This is a genomic window from Shinella sp. CPCC 101442 (genome assembly GCF_024704725.1).
Taxonomy (GTDB): Bacteria; Pseudomonadota; Alphaproteobacteria; order Rhizobiales; family Rhizobiaceae; genus Shinella.
This window is the reverse complement of the sequence record NZ_JALIQS010000001.1, coordinates 959188-979991: the sequence shown is the minus strand read 5'-3', so window position 1 is coordinate 979991 and position 20804 is coordinate 959188. Positions and strand designations below refer to the sequence as shown.

Annotated in this window: 20 protein-coding genes and 1 riboswitch; of the genes, 9 read left to right on the top strand and 11 right to left on the bottom strand. The window is 62.5% G+C overall.

The window, feature by feature from the left end:
• The first annotated feature begins 12 nt into the window (after positions 1 to 12).
• The 6 genes from MUO32_RS04485 to MUO32_RS04460 all read left to right on the top strand — a co-directional run bounded on the left by MUO32_RS04485 (position 13) and on the right by MUO32_RS04460 (position 7479).
• Positions 13 to 1218, top strand: a complete 1206-nt coding sequence (locus MUO32_RS04485) for a glycosyl transferase family 1 (protein WP_257947019.1) — start codon at positions 13 to 15, stop codon at positions 1216 to 1218.
• Positions 1208 to 2206, top strand: coding sequence for a glycosyltransferase family 2 protein (locus tag MUO32_RS04480; RefSeq protein WP_257947018.1), 999 nt, complete (start codon positions 1208 to 1210; stop codon positions 2204 to 2206). The genes MUO32_RS04485 and MUO32_RS04480 overlap by 11 nt, the downstream gene beginning before the upstream one ends.
• Complete coding sequence (locus MUO32_RS04475) at positions 2203 to 3126, top strand: glycosyltransferase family 2 protein (RefSeq protein ID WP_257947017.1); 924 nt, start codon at positions 2203 to 2205, stop codon at positions 3124 to 3126. Before MUO32_RS04480 ends, MUO32_RS04475 begins: the two co-directional genes overlap by 4 nt.
• Entirely contained in the window at positions 3123 to 4130 is a 1008-nt protein-coding gene (locus MUO32_RS04470; protein WP_308311247.1) for a glycosyltransferase family 2 protein, read from the top strand. The genes MUO32_RS04475 and MUO32_RS04470 overlap by 4 nt, the downstream gene beginning before the upstream one ends.
• A 4-nt stretch (positions 4131 to 4134) precedes the next feature.
• Positions 4135 to 5040, top strand: coding sequence for a UTP--glucose-1-phosphate uridylyltransferase (locus MUO32_RS04465; protein WP_257947016.1), 906 nt, complete (start codon positions 4135 to 4137; stop codon positions 5038 to 5040).
• Positions 5041 to 5124: 84 nt separating this feature from the next.
• Positions 5125 to 7479 (top strand): polysaccharide biosynthesis tyrosine autokinase, encoded by a 2355-nt coding sequence (locus tag MUO32_RS04460; RefSeq protein ID WP_257947015.1) that lies wholly within the window; start codon positions 5125 to 5127, stop codon positions 7477 to 7479.
• A 38-nt stretch (positions 7480 to 7517) separates the two neighbouring features.
• On the opposite strand, the gene MUO32_RS04455 is transcribed toward MUO32_RS04460, so the two are convergent.
• Complete coding sequence (locus MUO32_RS04455; protein WP_257947014.1) at positions 7518 to 8048, bottom strand: dihydrofolate reductase family protein; 531 nt, start codon at positions 8046 to 8048, stop codon at positions 7518 to 7520.
• Between the two features lie 193 nt (positions 8049 to 8241).
• On the opposite strand from MUO32_RS04455, the gene MUO32_RS04450 reads away from it, so the two are divergent.
• The 3 genes from MUO32_RS04450 (at position 8242) to MUO32_RS04440 (ending at position 10611) form a co-directional block, all read left to right on the top strand.
• Complete coding sequence (locus MUO32_RS04450; RefSeq protein WP_257947013.1) at positions 8242 to 8547, top strand: hypothetical protein; 306 nt, start codon at positions 8242 to 8244, stop codon at positions 8545 to 8547.
• Positions 8548 to 8679: 132 nt separating this feature from the next.
• Complete coding sequence (locus tag MUO32_RS04445; RefSeq protein ID WP_257947012.1) at positions 8680 to 9849, top strand: ATP-grasp domain-containing protein; 1170 nt, start codon at positions 8680 to 8682, stop codon at positions 9847 to 9849.
• Positions 9850 to 9900: 51 nt separating this feature from the next.
• Positions 9901 to 10611: an esterase family protein gene (locus MUO32_RS04440; RefSeq protein WP_257947011.1), complete on the top strand. Its 711-nt coding sequence runs from the start codon at positions 9901 to 9903 to the stop codon at positions 10609 to 10611.
• A gap of 76 nt (positions 10612 to 10687) precedes the next feature.
• Here the strand turns inward: MUO32_RS04440 and nrdF are convergent, their stop codons facing one another.
• The 10 genes from nrdF to MUO32_RS04390 form a co-directional block, all read right to left on the bottom strand.
• A complete protein-coding gene (gene nrdF, locus MUO32_RS04435; RefSeq protein ID WP_257947010.1) occupies positions 10688 to 11677 on the bottom strand; it encodes a class 1b ribonucleoside-diphosphate reductase subunit beta in 990 nt (329 codons plus the stop codon).
• A 14-nt stretch (positions 11678 to 11691) separates the two neighbouring features.
• On the bottom strand, positions 11692 to 13839 hold the full coding sequence (gene nrdE / locus MUO32_RS04430; RefSeq protein ID WP_257947009.1) for a class 1b ribonucleoside-diphosphate reductase subunit alpha: 2148 nt from the start codon (positions 13837 to 13839) through the stop codon (positions 11692 to 11694).
• Complete coding sequence (gene nrdI / locus MUO32_RS04425) at positions 13836 to 14234, bottom strand: class Ib ribonucleoside-diphosphate reductase assembly flavoprotein NrdI (RefSeq protein WP_257947008.1); 399 nt, start codon at positions 14232 to 14234, stop codon at positions 13836 to 13838. The genes nrdE and nrdI overlap by 4 nt, the downstream gene beginning before the upstream one ends.
• A gap of 9 nt (positions 14235 to 14243) precedes the next feature.
• The gene (gene nrdH, locus MUO32_RS04420; protein ID WP_257947007.1) at positions 14244 to 14465 is read right to left on the bottom strand and encodes a glutaredoxin-like protein NrdH; all 222 of its coding nucleotides are present in this window, start codon (positions 14463 to 14465) and stop codon (positions 14244 to 14246) included.
• Between the two features lie 250 nt (positions 14466 to 14715).
• Positions 14716 to 14933: riboswitch (cobalamin riboswitch) on the bottom strand.
• Between the two features lie 147 nt (positions 14934 to 15080).
• Complete coding sequence (locus MUO32_RS04415; protein WP_257947170.1) at positions 15081 to 15932, bottom strand: sugar phosphate isomerase/epimerase; 852 nt, start codon at positions 15930 to 15932, stop codon at positions 15081 to 15083.
• Positions 15929 to 17134, bottom strand: coding sequence for an NAD(P)/FAD-dependent oxidoreductase (locus tag MUO32_RS04410; protein WP_257947006.1), 1206 nt, complete (start codon positions 17132 to 17134; stop codon positions 15929 to 15931). Before MUO32_RS04410 ends, MUO32_RS04415 begins: the two co-directional genes overlap by 4 nt.
• A gap of 55 nt (positions 17135 to 17189) precedes the next feature.
• Positions 17190 to 18134: a substrate-binding domain-containing protein gene (locus tag MUO32_RS04405; protein ID WP_257947005.1), complete on the bottom strand. Its 945-nt coding sequence runs from the start codon at positions 18132 to 18134 to the stop codon at positions 17190 to 17192.
• A gap of 76 nt (positions 18135 to 18210) precedes the next feature.
• Entirely contained in the window at positions 18211 to 18522 is a 312-nt protein-coding gene (locus tag MUO32_RS04400; RefSeq protein ID WP_257947004.1) for a MocE family 2Fe-2S type ferredoxin, read from the bottom strand.
• A complete protein-coding gene (locus MUO32_RS04395) occupies positions 18519 to 19553 on the bottom strand; it encodes a sterol desaturase family protein (protein WP_257947003.1) in 1035 nt (344 codons plus the stop codon). The genes MUO32_RS04400 and MUO32_RS04395 overlap by 4 nt, the downstream gene beginning before the upstream one ends.
• A 159-nt stretch (positions 19554 to 19712) precedes the next feature.
• Complete coding sequence (locus tag MUO32_RS04390) at positions 19713 to 20714, bottom strand: LacI family DNA-binding transcriptional regulator (protein WP_257947169.1); 1002 nt, start codon at positions 20712 to 20714, stop codon at positions 19713 to 19715.
• Between the last annotated feature and the right edge of the window lie 90 nt (positions 20715 to 20804).

Sequence of the window (20804 nt, the reverse complement as noted above, 5' to 3'; positions counted from 1 at the left end):
CGGATGACCCCGATGCCCAGGGTGCTGTATCTCGTTCACGACCTTTCCGATCCCGCCGTCCGCCGGCGGGTGCTGATGCTTGGCGCCGGCGGTGCCGCAGTGACGCTCGCCGGCTTCCGGCGCGGCGAAAACCGTCTCGCGGACATCGAGGGCGTCACGCCGCTCGAACTCGGTGCCACCGCGGATGCCCGCTTCGTCCAGCGCCTCGTTGCTGTAGCGGGCGCGGCCGCGAAACTCCCCCGGCTGCTGGCTGGTGCTCCCCGGCCGGATGTCATTCTTGCGCGCAATCTCGAAATGCTCGCGCTCGCCGGCCGCGCCTCCACGCATTTCGGTGGCGTGCCTGTTGCCTATGAGTGCCTCGATGTGCACCGCCTGCTGCTGAATGGCGGCATGACCGGCAAGGCGCTCAGGGCGGCGGAGCGCCATTTCGGCCGCAGGGCCGGCCTTCTCGTCACCAGCTCCCCGGCCTTTGTCGAGCATTATTTCAAGCCGCTGTCCGGCCTTCGCGCGCCCGTCCATCTGCTCGAAAATCGGGTTCTGGAGCTCGATGGCCGCGAAACGGCCATCCCGTCCCGCACCCGGCCGGCGGGCGCACCGTGGCGTATCGGCTGGTTTGGGGCGATCCGTTGCCGCAAGTCTTTCGATCTGCTCGCCGCCTTCACCCGGCGCATGGAAGGCCGCTTCGAGGTCGTGCTGCGTGGCCGGCCGGTGCGCAGCGAGTTCGACGACTTCGATGGCCTTGTCGACCGCGAGCCCTTCCTTCGGTTCGAAGGCCCCTACCGCAATCCGGAAGACCTTGCCGCGATCTATGCCGAGGTCGATTTCACCTGGGCTATCGACTTCTTCGAGGAAGGGCAAAATTCGCTCTGGCTCCTGCCGAACCGGCTCTACGAGGGCTGCCGCCACGGCGCCCTCCCCATCGTTCTCGATGGAACCGAGACGGCTCGGCTTGCCACGGAGCACGGCGTTGGCCTGGCGCTTGCCGATGCACGGCTTGAAACCCTGATCGGCCGTTTCACGGGTTTCGACGAAGCCGCCTATCAGGCGCTTCATGCCAATCTCGTCCGGCGCGGCACACGGCCATGGATTCTCGACCGCGCCGATTGCACCGCCTTCGTCCAGCGTCTCGCCGCCCTTCGCCGTCCGGCGGAGCAGGCTGCGGCGCCGCAGCCCATTCCCTCCCTCGTCGCCAACAAGGTGGATTGCCATGACCGTTGACGCTGTCGCAGCCGTGCGTTGCCTGATCGTAATCCCGTGCCTCAACGAGGCGTCCTATCTCGAGTCGCTGGTGAGCCAGCTCGAACCCACCCTTGCCGAGCTCAACGCGACACTCGTTGTTGTCGATGGCGGCAGCACGGATGGCACGCGGGACATCGCCCGCAGCCTCGCGGCCCGCCTGCCGAAGATGCATGTGCTCGACAATCCCAAACGCATCCAGAGCGCGGCGATCAACCTTGCCGTCGAAACCTTCGGCGTCGAGCACGACTATATGATCCGCATCGACGCGCACGGCACCTATCCCAGGGATTACTGCCGCGTACTGGTGGAGGAGGCGCTGGAAACCGGTGCCGACTCCGTCGTCGTCGCCATGCAGACCGTCGGCTTCGGCACCTTCCAGAAAGCGACGGCCGTGGCCCAGAATTCCGTGCTCGGCAATGGTGGGGCCAAGCATCGCGTGGGGGCGCAGAGCCATTGGGCCGACCATGGCCACCATGCATTGATGCGCATCTCGGCCTTCCGGGCCGTCGGCGGCTATGACGAAAATTTCACGGCCAATGAGGACGCCGAGTGCGACTACCGGCTCCGCCAGGCGGGCTATCGCATCTGGATGACTGCGCGCACCAGCATGATCTACTATCCCCGCGCCAGTGCCCTGCCGCTCTTCAAGCAGTATTTCGGCTACGGTCGCGGGCGGGCGCGCAACTTTCTGAAACACCGCGCGCGGCCGAGCCTGCGCCAGATGCTGCCCCTGATGGTGGCGCCGGTCGCCGTCGGTGCATTCCTCGCGGCATTGACCTGGATTGCGGCCGTGCCCTTCGTGCTGTGGGCGGCGGCCTGCCTCGGTTACGGCGCCTGGATGGCGCTGGGCGAGCGCAACCCCTACGGCCCGCTCGCCGCTATCTCCGCGATGATCATGCATTTCGCCTGGTCGGCCGGCTTCTGGCGCGAACTGCTCGACATCCGCCAGCGCAGGGTGCCTGCATGAGTGCGCCGCTTCGCATCGATATCGCCGTCTGCACCTTCCGCCGTGAGGCTTTGACGGAAACGCTCGCATCCCTGGCGACGCTGAAGGTTCCGCCGGGTATCAGCCTTCGCGTCATCGTCGCCGACAACGATGTCGAACCGAGCGCCTATCCCCGTGTCGAGGCTGTCGTGGCGTGGCTACCCATGGAGGTGGCGTATGTTCACTGCCCGGCCGGTAATATTTCGATTGCCCGCAACGCCTGCCTGGATCACAGCGACGCCGATTTCCTCGCCTTCGTCGATGACGACGAGACGGTGGAGCCGCAATGGCTGTCCCGCTTGCTCTATGCGGCGGAACTGAACGGGGCGGATGTCGTGCTGGGGCCCGTCCGCGCCCTCTACGGGCCGGGGGCCCCCGACTGGATGCGGCGTGGCGAATTTCATGCAACCAGACCCGTCTGGGTGAAGGGCGAGATCCGCACGGGCTATACCTGCAACGTCCTGATGCGCCTCGCGGCACCGTCGATCGCCGGGCGACGGTTCGACCTTGCGCTCGGCCGCAGCGGCGGCGAGGATTCCGCCTTTTTCAGCGGGGTCTACGATGCTGGCGGCCGCATCGTCTTTGCCGCCGATGCCTGGGTGGAGGAACCCGTCCCCGCGGCCCGCGCCCGCTTCGCCTGGCTGGCGCAGCGACGGCTGCGCATGGGGCAGACCCATGGCCGCATGCTTGCGGAACGGCATGAAGGTGCCGCCCGTATGAAAGCGGCAGCCCTTGCCGGCGCGAAATGCGCAACCTGCCTTGCGGGTGCCGCCGCCTTTGCCCTTTTCCCGATCCGCCGCAACCGCTTCCTGTTGCGCGGCCTGCTGCATGCCGGCGCCATTGGCGGCCTGTTCGGCGCGCGCGCCATCGAGCCCTATGGAAAGCTGGAGACCGTGCGATGACAGCCCCCGACATCAGCATCGTCATCGCCGCGTATAACGCGGCCGAGACGATCCAGCGCGCCATTCGGAGCGCCCTTGCACAGCAGGGCGTGACGGTGGAGGTGATCGTCGCCGATGATTGCTCGACGGATGCGACACGTGCAGCCGTCGCAGTCTTCACTGACCCCGCCGTGCGCCTCGTCGCCCTGGATCGCAATCGCGGCCCCGGCGGTGCGCGCAATGCCGGCTTCGCCTTGGCACGCGGCCGCTGGATCGCCGTGCTCGATGCAGACGACACGATGCGGCCCGAGCGGCTTGGCGGCATGATCGCAGCCGCAGAGCAGGAAAACGCAGCACTCGTTGTCGACAACATCGACATCCTGCATCTCGACGGCCGCCTCGAAACCATGTTTCCGGACGATCTGCTCACCAGAACCCCACGGCTCGACCTCCCCGATTTCATCGATTCCAACCGGATTTTTCGCAGCACGCACAATTTCGGCTACATGAAGCCGGTCTTCCGCCGCGCCTTCCTGGAAGACAACGACCTTGCCTATGACGAGGCATTGCGGATCGGTGAGGACTATCTGCTCTTCGCCTCGACGCTCGCCGCCGGCGGCCGCTGCGTGGTCACCCCGGCAGGGGGCTATGTCTACCACATCCGTGAAGGCTCGATTTCGCGCGTGCTGCATCTCCGTCACGTCGAGGCGATGCTTGCCGGGGACCAGCGTTTCCTCGCCCGCTACCCTTTGACAGCAGCAGCAGCGGCAGCGCAGCGCCGCCGCACGCGCAACCTCCACGAGACGCGCGCCTTCCTTGCGCTCGTCCAGCATCTCAAGAACCGTTCGTTCGGGCCTGCCCTTAAAGTGGCACTCGGCGATCCCGTCGCACTCCGGCATCTGGCGATGCCGGTTGCCGCCCGATGGCGTCGTCTCGTGACGCCATCCCATCGCAAGACGGCCGCGCGCCGCGCTGCCTCCTCCCCAACGACAGCGCAGGATCGCGCGCTCAAGAACAAAGGATAATGCCATGGAGCGAACCAGGACTGTCCGCAAGGCCATCATTCCCGTCGCCGGCAACGGAACCCGCTTCCTGCCGGCCACCAAGGCCATGCCGAAGGAAATGCTGACCATCGTCGACCGCCCCGTCGTGCAGTATGCCCTCGACGAGGCGCGCGAGGCCGGCATCGAGCATGTCGTCTTCGTCACCAGCCGCAACAAGCAGGTCATCGAGGACCATTTCGATGACACGCCGGAGCTCATCTCGTCGCTCGAGAAATCCGGCAAGGACGATAAGGTCCGCGAACTGGGAGAGCTTCTGCCGCAGGCCGGATCGGTCAGTTTCACGCGCCAGCAGGCGCCGCTCGGCCTTGGCCATGCGGTCTGGTGCGCCCGGGACGTCATCGGCGATGAGCCTTTCGCGCTGCTGCTGCCGGACATGATCTCGTTTGGCCCACGCGGCTGCCTTGCCGGGCTTATGGATCTCTACGGCGAGGTCGGCGGCAATGTCGTCGGTGTCGAACAATGCGCACCCGAAGAGGTTTCGCAATATGGCATCGTCGGCAAGGGGGCTGCCGTGCGCCACGGTTTTGCCGTGACCCACATGGTGGAAAAGCCGCGGGCCGACGAAGCCCCGTCCAATCTTTTTCTCAACGGCCGCTACATCCTCCAGCCGGAAATCTTCGGCCATCTTGCCCGCCAGCAGCGCGGCGCGGGCAACGAGATCCAGTTGACCGACAGCATGCTGAAACTTTCGGGAACCCAGCCGTTCCACGCCCATGCTTACGAAGGGCGAACCTACGACTGCGGCTCCAAACAAGGCTTCATCGAAGCCAATGTCGCCTTCGCGCTCGCGCGGCCGGATATCGGCGGTGCGGTCTACCAGTCCCTGCGCGCCATGATGTCGTCGCACGAGGGCCGGATTCGCGCGGCATAAGACCAAGGCCCCGGATGGGAGGATCCGGGGCCGCCTCCGGGAGGACAGAGTTTCCATCGCGCCCGAAAGGTAGAACGGAGCCCCATGCACCAACGCACCGTACCGCACAGCAGCATCCTGAGACGGGAACCGGATCCGTCCGATTCCTTCATCGACCTCAACCGCCTGCTGACGATCCTCGTTCGCCGGGCGCGGCTGATCGGCCTTGCCGTCGCGCTCGCGCTCGCGTTGGGCGTGACCTATCTTCTGTTCGCGACGCCTGTCTATACATCGATGACGCAGATCCTGCTCGATGAGGACCTGTCGCGCTATGCGGAGGAGAGCGAGCCGGCGCCGCAGAGCAGCCAGCAGGTCGACATGCGCATTGCCAGTGCCGCCGAAATCCTGAAATCAGGCCGGCTGGCGCTGCGCGTCGTCGACGACCTGAAACTCGCCGACAACGAGACCATCGTCAATCCACCGCAATCGCCCCTCGCGATCGCCAAGGGATGGGTGAAGTCGCTGGCGTCCTTCGGCTCCGCCGGACCGCAAGCATCGGAAGACGCGCTCGCCAACGGCCGCCGCGACAAGGCGGCCGCCGTGCTGCAGCAGGCCTTGACGGTCGAACGTGTGTCGCGCAGCGCCGTGCTCGCCGTGTCCTTCCGTTCCACCGATCCGCAACTCGCGGCCGCCGTGACCAGGCGCTATGCCGAAGCCTTCTTCGAGGACCAGTTGAGTTCCAACTTCACAGCGACGGAACAGGCTTCCACCTGGCTTCAGGAGCGGTTGACGGACATCCAGGCTCGCGCACAAGAGGCCGCATTGGAGGTAGAGCAATACCGCACGGAAAACGGCCTCACCACGGCACGCGGCGAACTGATGTCGGAACAGCAGCTTGCCGACCTCAACAGTCAGCTCATCCTCGCGCAGGCCGATGCCGCCAGCGCATCGGCTCGATATGCCCAGTTTAAGGCGATCGTCGAGCAGGGCCCGGATAATGCTATCGACAATGCGTCCATCCCGACACAGGGGGCGGATGCCTCTGCGCTGCAGGAGTTGCGCGGCCGCTACAATTCCGTCGTCAAGCGTGCCCAGGACATTACGAAGAACTTCGGTGCGGATCATCCGCAGGCCACCGCCCTGCGGGCGGAGAAGGCGGACCTTGCCGGGCAGATCTACCGACAGCTTCAGCAGCTGACGGCAAGCTACCGCAACGAATATGACGTCGCCCGCTCGCGCGAGGTTTCGCTCAGGGAAAACATCCAGAAGGTCGCCGGCAACAATGCCGAGGCGAACCGCTCCTCGGTGCGCCTGCGCGAACTGGAGCAGAAAGCGACGGCGCTGAAGGCGCTTTCGGAAAGCTATCTTGGCCGTTTCGAGCAGGCTTCGCAAAAACAGTCCTTCCCGATCGCCAAGGCGCGGGTGATCTCCGATGCGGGCGTCCCCGTCTCGCCATCCAGCCCCAGCAAGACCATGGTGCTCGGCCTCTCGCTGGTGCTCGGCCTGATGGCCGGCGGCGCGCTGACCTTCGTGCAGGAGATGCGCGAACGCGCCTTCCGCCTCGAAAACGACGTTCGCACCATCCTGGGCCTGAAACCGCTCGGTTACCTGCCGCTCGTCGGCGGCGGGCAGAAGAAACGCAAGCCCGCGATGATCGGCGCCAAAGCCGTCAAAACCGAGCCATCGTCCGGCGCTGAGGATGACGACGTCATTCCGCTCGAGCGCATGACGCGCGTGGTGCTGGACGCACCCCGCTCCGCCTTTGCCGAAACCTTGCGCAATGCGAAGCTCACTGCCGAAACCATGCTCCACGGCCGTCAGAACCGCGTGATCGGCGTCACCTCGGCGCTACCGGGTGAAGGCAAGTCGACGGTCGCGACCAATTTCGCGGCCCTCCTTGCCGTCAGCGGCAAGCGCACGCTGCTGATCGACGCGGACGTGCGCCGGCCGGGCCTTAGCGCCATGATGAAACCGACCCCGCAGATCGGCCTTGTCGAGGTGCTGCGTGGCGACATCCCCTGGACGCAGGCGGTCAAGACCGACCGCCGATCCCAGCTCGCCATCCTTCCGATTGCGCTGCGCCCGGGCGAGGCCCGCCGGCACGAAGCCAACGAACTGATGTCCTCGGCAGCGATGAAGCAACTCATCGATGAGGCGCGGCAGAATTTCGACTATGTCGTGGTCGACCTGACGCCGCTTGGACCTGTGGTCGATGCGAAGGCCTTCGAGCCGCTGGCAGACGGTTTCCTTTTCGTCATCGAATGGGGCAAGACGTCTGCGAACTTCGTGCGCGAGCTCCTCGCCGCCGAACACCGGATCGAGGGAAAGACGCTCGGCGTCATCCTCAACAAGACTGACATGGCGGCGCTGACCCGTTACAGCGATGCGGGCGGCGCGGAACAGTACCGTGATCTCTACGAGCAGTATTATACCGACAGCATGAAGGGCATGACCGGCTAGAGGCTTGACGCGCGCACATGGCGTCGAAATCCGCGGGATCAAGCGGGAACGTAGGTCAGCCTGATCACATCCTCGCCAATTCGGTCGTGCGTCATAAGACGGAGCGGCGGCCGGGGCCCCGCGAAATATGGCGTGCCGTGACCGAGCACGACGGGGTGAAGGTAGATGCGATACTCATCGATCAGGCCAAGTTCGGTGAGGCTTTTCGCCAGGACCGGACCGGCAACTTCGATCTCCCCTTCATGCTCCGCCTTCAATCTTCGGATCGCCTCCTCAAGGTCGTCCGCGACAAGCCTGGCGTTCGGACCGACGGAGTTCAGCGAGCGTGAGACGACCCATTTCGGCTGTTTCCGCCATGCCGCAGCAAAGGCGTGTTTGTCTGCATCCCATTCAGGGTGATCATCGTCCCAATAGCGCATGATCTCATAGATCCGGCGGCCGTACACACTGCCCGCCTGCCCCTGGGCCTCCTCGATGAAGTGACGGAAGAGTACGGGGCTTGGCCCAAACGCCATGTGATCGACGTAGCCATCCAGAGACTGGTTCATGCCGAATACGAGCTTGGCCATAGCCACGTCCCTCCCCTGGACGCGACAATCATGCAGATCCGATTGCAATATGCAAGCGGTTACGTCTGGATCGGCGGCTTACTTGCCTGCAACGGGCCGGCCAATCGAAAGTGGATGACCCGTGAAAGTTTGGGTTGACCGCCTTCGATGACCAGACGACACTTCGACCAACCGCGAGGCAGGAGGAAAAATAATGGACGAACCAGACCGGTGGCGCCACATGGCAAGCGCACCCAGAGACGGTAGCCGGGTTCTCGTCACCGTCCGCTCCTCCGAACAGGGGCCGGCGGAAGTGGATGTCGCCTACTGGTCGAATGGCGATCGGTTTGGAGCAGAGGGTTGGCGCGCTTCCGATTCGTCCCCCGGCCGCGTCATTGAATATGCCGAACCGGAACTGAAGTGCTGGATGCCGATGCCCTCGGCCGATCGCAGCCGTGCCTCCGCGCCCTCACCTTGGGAAGGCGAAGACGCCCAGCAGCTTGACGGATCCGGGATCTGACGAACGGCTTCGCGGCCCGGCTGGAAGCCGTCGCCGCAGGCGCATAGCCCAACCTCACCACGCAGCCTACGCATCGTTTTCGGCTAATGTACAAGAGGCCCCCTTGCCTCCTGTCTTCGGAGTGTCTTCCTCGTGAAGTTTGTATTCTTTTCTCCGCAATTTCCCGCGAGCAGCATCGAATTCTGCGACCGTCTTCACAAGGCGGGCGCTACGGTTCTGGGTATCGGCGATGCGTCCTACAGCCATCTCGCGCCAAGGCTGAAAAATGTGCTCGGCGAATATTACCGTGTCGCGGATATGGAGGATGCCGATCAGGTCCTGCGCGCCATGGGCCATTTCATTCATCGCTGGGGGCGGATCGATCGTTTCGAATCCCTCAACGAGCACTGGCTGGAAAAGGATGCCGCGGTCCGCACCGATTTCAACATTCCCGGCATTCGAAGCGACTTCATCGAGAACCTGAAGCACAAATCGAAGATGAGCGCCTTCTTCAAAAAGGCGGGTGTCCAGACGATCCGGCAGCACAAATATTCGAGCCGGGCCGGCGTGGAGGCTTTCGTCGCCGAGGTCGGCTATCCCATCGTGATCAAGCCGGATCAGGGGTCGGGTGCCAGCAACACGGTGAAGATCGACGGCAAACAGGGCCTCGACGCCTTCGAGACGGCGAAGCTGCCGGGCGTGAGCTACGTCGCGGAAGAGTTCATCGACGGCATCGTGCTGACCTATGACGGGCTGGTAGACCGCGACGGTCAGGTCGTCTTCGCCGCCAGCCACCGCTTTGAGCAGAGCATCATGGACGTGGTGAACACCAACTCCCACCTCAACTATTATTGCCTGCCATTCATCGACCCCGAGGTGGAGGAGGCCGGCCGCGCGGCGGTGAAGGCCTTCGGCATCCGGGAAAAATTCTTCCACATCGAATTCTTCCAGACCCGCGCCGACAAGCGCATCGTGGCGCTCGAAATCAACATGCGCCCGCCCGGCGCCTGGATGACCGACGCCATCAACTACTCGTACGACATGGACGTCTACCGAGAATGGGCGCAGATGGTGGTCCATAACACGGTTGGCGGGCCTTTCACGGGGCGCTACTACACGGGCTATGCCAGCCGGAAGAACCATATCCGCTACGTCAACGACCACAGAGCCATCGTTGCGGCCCATGGCGAAAAAATCGTCCATTTCGCGCCGATCGAAGACGTGTTCAGCCGGGCCATGGGCAACTTCGCCTATCAGTTCCGTTCGGAAGATTTCGAAGAGGTGAGAGCCATCGTGCGCTTTATTCAGGATTCGGAGTGCTAAGCAGTGCAGGTCGAGCATCACAAGCGGTTCAGCAGGCATCTCGGGCGGGAGATGGAATTCAAGACCTACGGCCATGCCGGTCGTCCCGTGCTGGTCTTCCCCACATCCAACGGCCGCTTCTTTCAATATGAGGATTCCGGCGGCGTCGGCGCGCTGGCCGGCCGCATCGACGCCGGAGAGCTGCGGCTATGGACCGTCGATGGTATCGACGGCGAGAGCTTCTTTTCCAACGGCCATGACCTGCCAGCCCGGATCGCCCGCCACGAATCCTATTTCCGCTACGTAAACGAGGAATTGCTGCCGGAGATCCTCCATGTCGGCGGGCGTGTGCCGATCCTGTCTGGCTGCTCCATGGGCGCCTTCCATGCAAGCAATTTCCTGTTCCGCTTTCCCGGCCGGGCCGCCGGGGTGATTGCCCTGAGCGGCGTCTATTCCACCCGCCATTTCTTTGGCGACGCGTTGGAGGGTCAGATCTACTACAACTCGCCGGTCAACTATCTGGCCGGGCTGGACGATGAGGGTTTCCTCGACCAGATCCGGGCACGCCGCTTGTTCTTCTGTTGCGGCCAGGGCGCATGGGAAGAGCCCATGATCGAGGATACGCGCCGCCTGGAGGCCGTGCTCCGTGACAAGGCCATTCCGGCCTGGGTCGATTTCTGGGGCACGGATGCCAGCCATGACTGGCCCTGGTGGCACAAGCAGATTGCCTACTTCTTCGACAAATGGCTTGAGGACGACCGGGCGCATCCCCTGACCATCTAGCCACGAAGCGTCGCCCGCCTCCGCTTCCGGAAAATTGCCGTTGCCGTGATGAAACGCGGCACCGTTCGGCCGTCGGTCAGAAATCCCAGTCTTCGTCCTCGGTCGCGACCGCCTTGCCGATGACGTAGGACGAACCGGAGCCGGAGAAGAAGTCGTGGTTTTCGTCGGCATTCGGCGAGAGGGCCGAGAGGATGGCGGGGTTCACCTTGCAGGCCTCGGGCGGGAAGAGGGCTTCGTAGCCAAGGTTCATAAGCGCTTTGTTGGCATTGTAGTGGAGGAATTTCTTCACGTCCTCGGTGAGCCCGACGCCGTCGTAGAGCTCCTCGGTGTACTTGGCTTCATTGTCGTAAAGCTCCAGCAGAAGATCGAAGGAGAAATCCTTGATCTCACGCTTTTTTTCCTCACTCAGGCGCTCGATAGCACGCTGGAACTTGTAGCCGATGTAGTAGCCGTGCACGGCCTCGTCGCGGATGATGAGGCGGATCATGTCGGCGGTGTTGGTGAGCTTGGCGCGGCTCGACCAGTACATCGGCAGATAGAAGCCGGAGTAGAACAGGAAGCTTTCGAGGAAGACGCTGGCGACCTTCTTCTTGAGCGGATCGCCGGAGGCATACTGCTCCATGATCAGCGCCGATTTTCTTTGCAGGAACTCGTTTTCCTCCGACCAGCGGTAGGCGTCATCGACGTCGGGCGTCAGGCAGAGCGTCGAGAAGATCGAGGAATAGGAGCGCGCGTGGACCGCCTCCATGAAGGAGATGTTGGAGAGAACTGCCTCTTCATGCGGGGTTGCGGCATCTTCCATCAGCCTGATCGAGCCGACGCCGTTCTGGATCGTGTCGAGCAGGGTGAGGCCGGTGAAGACGCGGATGGTGAGCTTCTGTTCCTCCGGCTTCAGCGTCGCCCAGGAGGGAATGTCGTTGGACAGCGGCACCTTCTCCGGCAGCCAGAAATTGCCGGTAAGCCGGTTCCAGACTTCCAGGTCCTTGTCGTCCTCGATGCGGTTCCAGTTGATGGCGCGCACGGCGGCTGCGGCCTTCGGGGCCTTGGTCTTCACTTGGATGTTCATGATCTTCCCCGATGTCACAGCGCGCACGAGACGCAGCCCTGCACTTCCGTGCCGGATAGCGCCATCTGGCGAAGGCGGATGTAGTAGATGGTCTTGATGCCCTTCTTCCAGGCGTAGATCTGCGCCCGGTTGATGTCGCGCGTCGTCGCGGTGTCGCGGAAGAACAGCGTCAGCGACAGGCCCTGGTCGACATGCTGGGTCGCTGCCGCATAGGTGTCGATGATCTTGTCCGGGCCGATCTCGTAGGCGTCCTGATAGTATTCGAGGTTGTCGTTGGTCATGAAGGCGGCCGGGTAATAGACGCGGCCGATCTTGCCCTCCTTGCGGATCTCGATCTTCGAGACGATCGGGTGGATCGAGGATGTCGAATGGTTGATGTAGGAGATCGAGCCCGTCGGCGGCACGGCCTGGAGGTTCTGGTTGTAGAGCCCACCGTCCATCACGGCAGCCTTCAGCTCCAGCCAATCCTGCTGCGTTGGGATATGGATACCGGCCTCTTCGAAAATGCCCTTCACCTTCTCCGTTGCCGGCAGCCATTCGGCTTCTGTGTATTTGTCGAAATAGTCACCCGAAGCGTATTTCGAGTTCCCGAAGCCCTTAAAGCTCACGCCCTTCTCAACGGCCAACCGGTTGGAGGCTCGGATGGCGTGGTAGGTCACCGTGTAGAAATAGATATTGGTGAAATCGACGCCTTCCTCGGAGCCATAGAAGATGCGCTCGCGGGCGAGATAGCCGTGCAGGTTCATCTGGCCGAGGCCGATAGCGTGGCTGTCGTCGTTGCCCTTCTCGACTGACGGAACCGAGGAAATATGGCTCATCTCGGAAACCGCCGTCAGCGCGCGGATCGACGTCTCGATGGTCTGGCCGAAATCCGGACTGTCCATCGCGGCCGCAATATTGAGCGAGCCGAGATTGCAGGAAATGTCCTTGCCCATCTTGGAATAGGAGAGATCGGCGTTGAACTCGCTGGCCTCGCTGACCTGAAGGATTTCCGAGCAGAGATTGCTCATGGAAATACGGCCGGCGATCGGGTTTGCGCGGTTCACCGTGTCCTCGAACATGATGTACGGGTAACCGCTCTCGAACTGGATCTCGGCAATGATCTGGAAGAAATCACGTGCCTTGATCTTCTTCTTCTTGATACGGCCGTCCTCGACCATCTCGCGGTACTTCTCCGTCACCGAGATTTCGGTGAAGGGGACGCCGTAGACGCGTTCCACGTCATGCGGCGAGAAGAGGTACATATCTTCGTTGTTCTTCGCCAGTTCGAAGGTGATGTCCGGGATGACCACGCCGAGCGACAGCGTCTTGATACGGATCTTCTCGTCGGCATTCTCGCGCTTGGTATCGAGGAAGCGCATGATATCGGGGTGGTGGGCGTTGAGATAGACGGCCCCTGCCCCCTGCCGCGCGCCAAGCTGGTTGGCGTAGGAGAAGCTGTCTTCCAGAAGTTTCATGACTGGAATGACGCCGGACGACTGGTTCTCGATCTGCTTGATCGGTGCACCCATTTCGCGAAGGTTGGTGAGCGACAGCGCCACGCCGCCACCGCGCTTGGACAGCTGGAGCGCCGAATTGATGGAGCGGCCGATGCTCTCCATGTTGTCCTCGACGCGCAGCAGGAAACACGAGACGAGCTCTCCGCGCTGTTTCTTGCCGGCATTCAGGAAGGTCGGCGTCGCGGGTTGGAAACGGCCGGAAATGATCTCGTCGACGAGGTCCCGGGCAAGTGCCTCGTTGCCGCGAGCCAAGGCGAGCGCCACCATGCAGACCCGGTCCTCGTAGCGTTCGAGATAGCGTTTCCCGTCGAAGGTCTTCAGCGTGTAGGACGTGTAATATTTGAACGCACCGAGGAAGGTCGGGAAGCGGAGCTTCTTGTCATAGGCGTGATCGAAAAGGTCGCGCACGAAGTTGAATGCATACTGGTCCAGCACGTCCTGCTCATAGTAGCCTTCCGTCACCAGATAATCGAGTTTTTCACGCAGGTTATGGAAAAAGACGGTGTTCTGGTTGACGTGCTGGAGAAAGTACTGCTTGGCCGCCAGCCGGTCCTTGTCGAGTTGGATTTTTCCGCCCTCATCGTAGAGGTTCAGCATCGCGTTCAGCGCGTGATAGTCCAGCGCCGTGATTTCCGGTGTCTTTGCCGGCTTTTCGAGCGTCATCGTGTCCAAAATCGTTCCAGCCCCTGTCTGACGTTATCGACGTCCTCATTCGTGCCGAGCAGTTCGAAACGATAGAGGAATGGCACGGCGCATTTCGCGGAAACGATCTTGCCCGCGATGGCGTATCCTGTGCCAAAATTGGTGTTGCCGGCCGCGATCACGCCGCGGATCAGGCTTCTGTTGCGCGGATTGTTGAGGAAGCGGATGACCGGTTTCGGTACCGCTCCCTTTTCACCGCCCGCGCCATAGGTCGGCAGCACCAGTACGAAGGGCTCTTCGACCTCCGGCGGTTCCTCGGTCGCATCGACCGGCAATCGCAGCGCCGTAACCCCGAGCTTCTCGACGAAGCGGTGGGTGTTTTCCGACCGGCTGGAGAAATAGACGAGCCCAGCCATCGCGCCGGCTCAGGCGAGCGCGCTGATCATGTCGGGCCGAAACCCGGCCCAGTGCTGTTCGCCGGCGATGACGACGGGAACCTGGCGATAGCCAAGACCCTGCACGAGCGCGAACGCGTCGGCGTCCTCGGAAACGTCGATGACGTTGTAGTCGATGCCTTGGCGATCGAGCGCGCGGGTGGTCGCGGTGCACTGGACGCAGGCAGGCTTGGAATAAACTGTGATGGACATGGTTTTCCTCGTATCTGGCAAATGGGCGCGACAAACCGTTCGGTCATCCGCCGATGACCGTTCGATGCGCCGAACATGGATGGGCAACCGTCTTGATAACGGCCGGACGCAGGGCGCCGCTTACTCGCGCGGAGGAACTGGAAACAAATTCGACATGACTTCACCCCGAAGTTACTCATACGGGGTATCTGGGGAGACGGCGGGCGGCATCATTCCGCAACCCATCGCTCGCCTGCCGGACACCCCGCCCGTGGACGTTCATGTGCGAGGCAGGTCTCCTGGCTTGCGGGTCACGGCAACCGTTCACCTTCCCAAGGCATTTGCGCCTCAGTGGTTTTTTGAACGAATGCTCGCCGCTTACAGTTGCGGGGGCAGCTCCGGACAGATGCGACCATCATGGTCGCCCCGGATTCCCGTCTTAGCCTTCAACTCTTTCGAATCGAAGGAACCTCGAACACTAGATATAGTAGACAAGGTAAAAATTGCGTCAATGGCTATGATTGGTTATCAACGGTTTCGTGACGACGCGTCATCGCGAATGGCCCCGCCTGTTCGGCATTTCCTGCGGTTTGCCCGGTGCAAGGACGGCGATGGACGACGTCACGATGATCTGCGCTACCGTTCGCTTGTCGGCTTTGTAGTGCCATCCCACAAATCGCGCACCATCTCGCGGAGCATCAGGGCTTCGGCCCAGCGGTCCGTCGTATCGTTGCCGTCCCTTCCGGTTATCGCATAAGGTTTTGGCCCGAGTTCGCAGGTGAAGATGAGTTCGCCATCTTCGGGAGCACGTGAGCGCCACGTGTCAAAACCGTACTCCCACCAGCCCAGAAAGAGTTCGAGCCACGGGCGGTGATGCGGGAAGGCGATTTCGACCTGCACCTGCTCGCGCGACGCGACGCGACCATGGAAGGCGTGAGCATTGTCCAGGATGCGCCGGATGAGCGCGTGATTTTCCTCCTCAACTGGAAAGGCGAACTCGCGGCCGACGAGAAAATGCGAGAGGTCGGCAAGAAGCGGCAGATCCGGCCGACGATCAAGAAGATCGAGCGTGAAGAACAGGTCCGTCGTCATCCGGTCGCGGTGCGTTTCGATGAAGACAGGAATGCCCGCATCCTCGGCAAGCCGCATCCAGCCGTCGAGCAGCGGCAGGCAATCCTCGACCCGGCGCAGGCGCACGTCAGGTTGCAGGTTGATGTGGCTGACGGGAAACTCGGTCGCCAGGTCCAGCGGAAGGCGCAAGTCTTCTATGGAGCGTGGGAAGCAGACGCCTTCGATTTTCAGGCCGGTTCCCCGGATGGTCTCGTTGAGGGAAACGACATCCGTGCGGTTCGTATAGTGCGCACTGATGCCGTCGAAACCCGCTTCCACGATCATTCCGATATTTTCCGCAAGGCTGCGTTCGTGGCCATCGGTATGCCGGCGCTCCATGGCCCAGAGCGACTGGAAAACAAGCAGCTTCTGCATCAGGCAGCCCGTGCGCTTTTGAGGAGCGCCTTGAGGCTTGCCGATGGATCGGCGAGGTCGGCCGGATCGGGACGGGTGCCTGCCGCAATCAGCATCTCCGCCAGTTTGATCTCTTTGGCGAGGCTGTTGCCGGGGCCGAGCCCGGCGGCAGCCACGAGGCGACCGTCGTCGAGGTAGAACTCCAGGTCGCCCTGTTCGAGCGCCCGCAAGACGGTGTGGTGTCCCGGTTGCGGCAGACCGGCAACCTGCAGACCGAGGTCGTACTGATCGGACCAGAACCATGGAACGGCGACAAAGGCTTCGTTATTGCCTGCCATGTTGCGGGCGGCCGTCTCGGCCTGGCTGCGCGCATTGCGCCAGCTTTCGAAGCGCATATGGCCACCACCCGGCTGGGACACGGCCGCGCAGTCACCGGCGGCGAAGATATGGGGATCGCTGGTACGCAGGAATGCATCCGTCAGGATGCCGTTGTGGACGGCAAGGCCGGCTTTTTCCGCCAGTTCGATATCCGGCACGACGCCGATGGCCGATATGACGATATCGGCGGGAACAGACGTGCCATCGGCCAGGATGACGGCATCCGTCGTGATTTCCGCCAACCCTTGCCCGAGATGGAAACGAACACCTTCTGCCATATGACGCTCATGCAGCCTTGCGGCGAAGCGAGCGGGAACGGCGCGGCCGAGCGGCTTGGGAGCCATCTCGACGATACTGACGGCGGTACCTTTGCCGCGCAGCACCGCTGCGAGCTCCATGCCGATCAGCCCGCCGCCGATGATCGCGACGTTTGCATCCGTTTGCGCGTGCGAAAAGATCGCCTCCGCATCCAGGAAGGTCCGAAAATCGAGCGCCCGTTCCGCGCCGGCGCAAACAAGGCGGCGCGGTCGCGCGCCTGTCGCCAGAAGCAGACGGTCATAGGAAAGTATCCGCCCGTCGCCGAGGAGGAGCTGGCGACGGGCGGCTTCGATCTGCATTGCCGACATGCCGGGAAGATAGTCGATGCCGGCGGCCTCGAGTGCCTCGGCCGAGCAGATCGGTTTCATCTGGACGGCGCCGCCCAGGGGTTTGGAAAGCGGTGGGCGCTCATAGGGCAGGTGCGGTTCCGTGCCGACCAGCGTGACCGGTCCGGAGAACCCGGCTTCGCGCAGGGCGAAAGCCGCGCGGGTGCCGGTCTCCCCGGCGCCAATGATGACGATGCCGCTCATGTGGTTCTCCATCGAAAATGGGAGGCCGGCGCGCGGACGCGCCAACCAGGGAGGATCAGTTCTTGCTGGCGTAGTCGGCCATGTTTTTCGCGGTGACGAGTTCGAACGGCACCCAGACCTGCTTTTCGACAGGCTCGCCGCGCTTCAATGAAAGAGCAGCGTCCACGGCGCTTGCCGACTGGGCCTTGGCGTTCTGGAAGACGGTCGCGTCGAGATCGCCCGCCGCCATGGCGGCAAGGCCGTCCTGGGTGGCGTCGATGCCGATCACGATGACGTCTTCCATCGCTGTGCCCGCCGCCTTCAGGGCCTGAATGGCGCCGATGGCCATTTCGTCATTGTTGGCGAAAATCACGTTGATCGGCTGACCGGCCGTGATCCAGTTCGTCGTCATGTCCATGGCGTTGGTGCGCGTCCATGCGGCCGACTGCTCGTCGGCGATCGTCACGCCCTTGCAATCACCGGCCGCCAGCGCTTCCTTGAAGGAGGACGTGCGGTCGCGCGAGGCCTGATGAGCGAGGTCGCCCATCAGGATATAGACCTGCGCATCCGCGCTTTTGCCCTTTTCCTTCAGCAGCGAACAGGCTTCCTCCCCGGCAAGGCGTCCGGCATCGGTTTCCTTCGAGCCGACATAGGCCTGCTTTTCCGGCAGCTTGGCGACGTTTTCGGGTTCGAGATTGAGGAACACCAGCGGAATGCCCGCCTTGGCGGCTGCATCGCTGATACCCGGGGCGGCGGAGGTGTCGGTGAGTGTCATCACGATGGCATCGACGCCGGCTGCGATGAAGTTGTTCACCTGGTTGAGTTGCTTGGAGATGTCCGTCTGGGCATCCTCGACCTGCACGCTGACGCCGTTCACCGCCGCAGCCCTGGCACTGATGCCTTCGCGCAGAAGTGTCTGGAAGTTGTTGTCGAAGCTCTGCATTGAGACGCCGATCGTCTCGGCAAAGGCAGCACTTCCCATCATGGCGGCCAGAGCGGCCGCCAGGCACATGGATTTCATGGTATCCTCCCAATAGGTGCCGGCTCACCCAATCGCACACCGGAGGCCCGACGGGCCTGATTTCCAGAACGCGGCCCTAGCCGAGGGCCACGCGAACCTCGCCATCGACCACTTCGGCCGGATAGGTCTTCAGGTTTTCGCAGGCGGGAAGGCGCAACGCCTCACCGGTGCGATAGTCGAAGGCGCCGGAATGCTTGGGACATTCCACCTCGAAATCCATGACCAGCCCGTCGGCGAGATGGATCGCCTCGTGGGTGCACAGGCCCGCCGTGCAGTGGATGCTGTCATCCGGGCCGCGGTAGATGGCATAGGTGCGGCCACCGTGATCGAAGCGGATTGCGCCTTCCTGTTCGATGTCTTCGAACTTGCAAGCAGATACCCAGCTCATTCCGCAGCTCCCTGGACTTCGTTGCGCGCCTTGCGAGCGGCAAGCTTTTCCTTGCGCTGGCGGTAACGCTCCTGCATGCGGGCCTCGCCCTCGGCGGAGCCGTCGTGCCAGGTGCCGAACCATTTATCGAGCGGGATCAGCGCATCGCCGTAATTCACCTCGAAATACTTGTGGTGCAGGTAGTGTGCGTAGGCATGGCTATCGACCAGCTTGTCCTCGCCGACTTCCACCTTGTCGAAGCCGACATGGCCGGGAATGGCGCCGAAGCCCGCATAGTGAAGCTGATAGAGCATCAGGATCGGATTGGACGGCAGGATCAGGTGATAGAAGGCGGTGCCGAGATAGAGGAAATGCTCGACCGGATGCATCGACAGCGACGACCAGGGGGACGGGTTCACCGAATTGTGGTGGACCGAATGCACCCACTTGTAGAGGAACGGGACGTGGATGAGCCGGTGGATGCAGAAGAAGTGGAATTCGTGGATGATAGGCACGACGAGTGCGACCAGCGCCAGCGTCCAGGGATTTTCCGCAAAGCTCAGCCAGGGCGCGTAGCCGTTGGCATAGGCCCAGAGCATGGCGACCTCGATGGCCGTCCAGATTGTCACGCCCGACAGGAACGTGCGCAGCATGTTGTCGATATTCTGGCGGTCGAACCAGAAAACATTGTTCTTCTGGTCCGCGGGGAATTTGCCGTTGTATTTGAAGCGGTTTTCCTGCCGCTTCAGCACGTATAGATGAAGCTCGAAGGCGCCGTAGAACAGGAAGACGCAGACAGCATTCACCGCATAAAGCCACAGCGCCCAACCGATGCCGAGCGTCCGCATCGTCTCGACCGATGGGATGACCCATGCCCAGTAGGCAACGGCTGAAGCTGCAAAAATGGCATTCCACGGGAAGAAATAGTGCGGCAACCACTTGGCGATCGCCATCAGCTTCGGCGGGAAAACAAACAGCGGCGCAGTCTCCACCGGCGTGTTCGGCGCCCAGTCGCCGCGTTTGTTACGCATGCCATATTTGAGGTCGTCCATTGCGCTCTCCTTCGGGCTTTCGCCCGCACAATCGTCACGGTGATGGAGAGGCGGAACCCGCCTATGTCGGTCATGCCCGACAGCACCCCGCCTCTCCTCTTGATTTGAAGATTATCAGGAGCAGCCCCGGGCGCCGAAGACTTCATTGATCAAAATAGATCAAAGGCTCTCGGCGGTGATTGTGATGAAGCGGATGGGGTTCCGGTCCGGCTCGATTTTCGTGAGCCCGACCCGGCGCAGGACGATATCGAGCGCGCGTTGCGCCTGAGCCTCCGGAGCCTGATCCAGCACCACGTCCATGATGCCTTCGCGTAGCGCCGTGCGGGTATAGTCGGTCAGTTCGTGGCCGATGAACAGGATGTCCTTGCCGCGTCCGCTGCGGCGCAGGACGTCGATCACCGCGGAGTTCGCCCCGCCCACATTGTAGAGGCCGACGAGGTTCGGATACATCCGCAACGCCATCGCCAAGGTCTCGGCGCTGAAATGCTCCTCGTCGCGGGTGAAACCGAGCCATTCGAAATTGATCGGGCCGGGATGGTCGCGGAAATACTCGGAAAACCCGCGCACCCGGTCGCGATGCACCTGATAGATTGGATGACAGAGGGCGACGACCGGTCCTTCGGCCCGGGCCATGCGGCTGATGAAGTGCGCCGCCGTACGCCCTGCCGCGTAATTGTCGATACCGACGAATTCGACGTGCTCTTCGGAAGCACGCGTGACGACATGGACGATTGGCAGGCCCCGGATGGCCAGTTTTTCCACCGCGGCCTTGACCAACGGGCTGTTGGGGACGGCGAGAATGAGCCCGGCGCGCGGATAGTCCGCCCCTGCGATCGCCTTTGCGATCTCCTGCGGGTTCATCTCCTCGACGAAACGCCGGTGGACGACCACGAGCGGATCGATGCTGTGGGCGATCTGTTCGAATGCCTTTGACAGGCGTCGGTAGAAGGTGGTCTCCGGACGCACCATGAGAACATCGACCCTCAGCAGGCCACGATGGGCGTCGGGAAGCAGGCGCGGATAGTTCAGGCTTCGCGCGGCCACGACTACCTTCTCGACGAGGTCGGGCTTGACGCCTCCACGCCCGTTCAAAACCCGCTCTACCGTCGCGGTCCCTACGCCTGACAGCCGGGCGATGTCCTTGTAGCCGGGTCTGTTCATCGTGCTCCCCAAATCAACCGCCAAAATAGTCGGCGAGCCCGCCGTTTGGCAATCATGCCGGTAAACACGGCCTTGAAGAGTATCGAAACG

Excerpts from the sequence above, each read along its gene's own strand:
- MUO32_RS04390 (WP_257947169.1), bottom strand. The coding sequence starts at position 20,714 with ATGAACAGACCCGGCTACAAGGACATCGCCCGGCTGTCAGGCGTAGGG.
- MUO32_RS04405 (WP_257947005.1), bottom strand. The coding sequence starts at position 18,134 with ATGAAATCCATGTGCCTGGCGGCCGCTCTGGCCGCCATGATGGGAAGT.
- MUO32_RS04480 (WP_257947018.1), top strand. The coding sequence starts at position 1,208 with ATGACCGTTGACGCTGTCGCAGCCGTGCGTTGCCTGATCGTAATCCCG.
- MUO32_RS04395 (WP_257947003.1), bottom strand. The coding sequence starts at position 19,553 with ATGGACGACCTCAAATATGGCATGCGTAACAAACGCGGCGACTGGGCG.
- MUO32_RS04475 (WP_257947017.1), top strand. The coding sequence starts at position 2,203 with ATGAGTGCGCCGCTTCGCATCGATATCGCCGTCTGCACCTTCCGCCGT.
- MUO32_RS04450 (WP_257947013.1), top strand. The coding sequence starts at position 8,242 with ATGGACGAACCAGACCGGTGGCGCCACATGGCAAGCGCACCCAGAGAC.
- MUO32_RS04440 (WP_257947011.1), top strand. The coding sequence starts at position 9,901 with ATGGAATTCAAGACCTACGGCCATGCCGGTCGTCCCGTGCTGGTCTTC.
- MUO32_RS04485 (WP_257947019.1), top strand. The coding sequence starts at position 13 with ATGCCCAGGGTGCTGTATCTCGTTCACGACCTTTCCGATCCCGCCGTC.
- MUO32_RS04465 (WP_257947016.1), top strand. The coding sequence starts at position 4,135 with ATGGAGCGAACCAGGACTGTCCGCAAGGCCATCATTCCCGTCGCCGGC.
- MUO32_RS04410 (WP_257947006.1), bottom strand. The coding sequence starts at position 17,134 with ATGAGCGGCATCGTCATCATTGGCGCCGGGGAGACCGGCACCCGCGCG.
- nrdH (WP_257947007.1), bottom strand. The coding sequence starts at position 14,465 with ATGTCCATCACAGTTTATTCCAAGCCTGCCTGCGTCCAGTGCACCGCG.
- nrdF (WP_257947010.1), bottom strand. The coding sequence starts at position 11,677 with ATGAACATCCAAGTGAAGACCAAGGCCCCGAAGGCCGCAGCCGCCGTG.
- MUO32_RS04455 (WP_257947014.1), bottom strand. The coding sequence starts at position 8,048 with ATGGCCAAGCTCGTATTCGGCATGAACCAGTCTCTGGATGGCTACGTC.
- MUO32_RS04460 (WP_257947015.1), top strand. The coding sequence starts at position 5,125 with ATGCACCAACGCACCGTACCGCACAGCAGCATCCTGAGACGGGAACCG.
- MUO32_RS04400 (WP_257947004.1), bottom strand. The coding sequence starts at position 18,522 with ATGAGCTGGGTATCTGCTTGCAAGTTCGAAGACATCGAACAGGAAGGC.
- nrdE (WP_257947009.1), bottom strand. The coding sequence starts at position 13,839 with ATGACGCTCGAAAAGCCGGCAAAGACACCGGAAATCACGGCGCTGGAC.
- nrdI (WP_257947008.1), bottom strand. The coding sequence starts at position 14,234 with ATGGCTGGGCTCGTCTATTTCTCCAGCCGGTCGGAAAACACCCACCGC.
- MUO32_RS04470 (WP_308311247.1), top strand. The coding sequence starts at position 3,123 with ATGACAGCCCCCGACATCAGCATCGTCATCGCCGCGTATAACGCGGCC.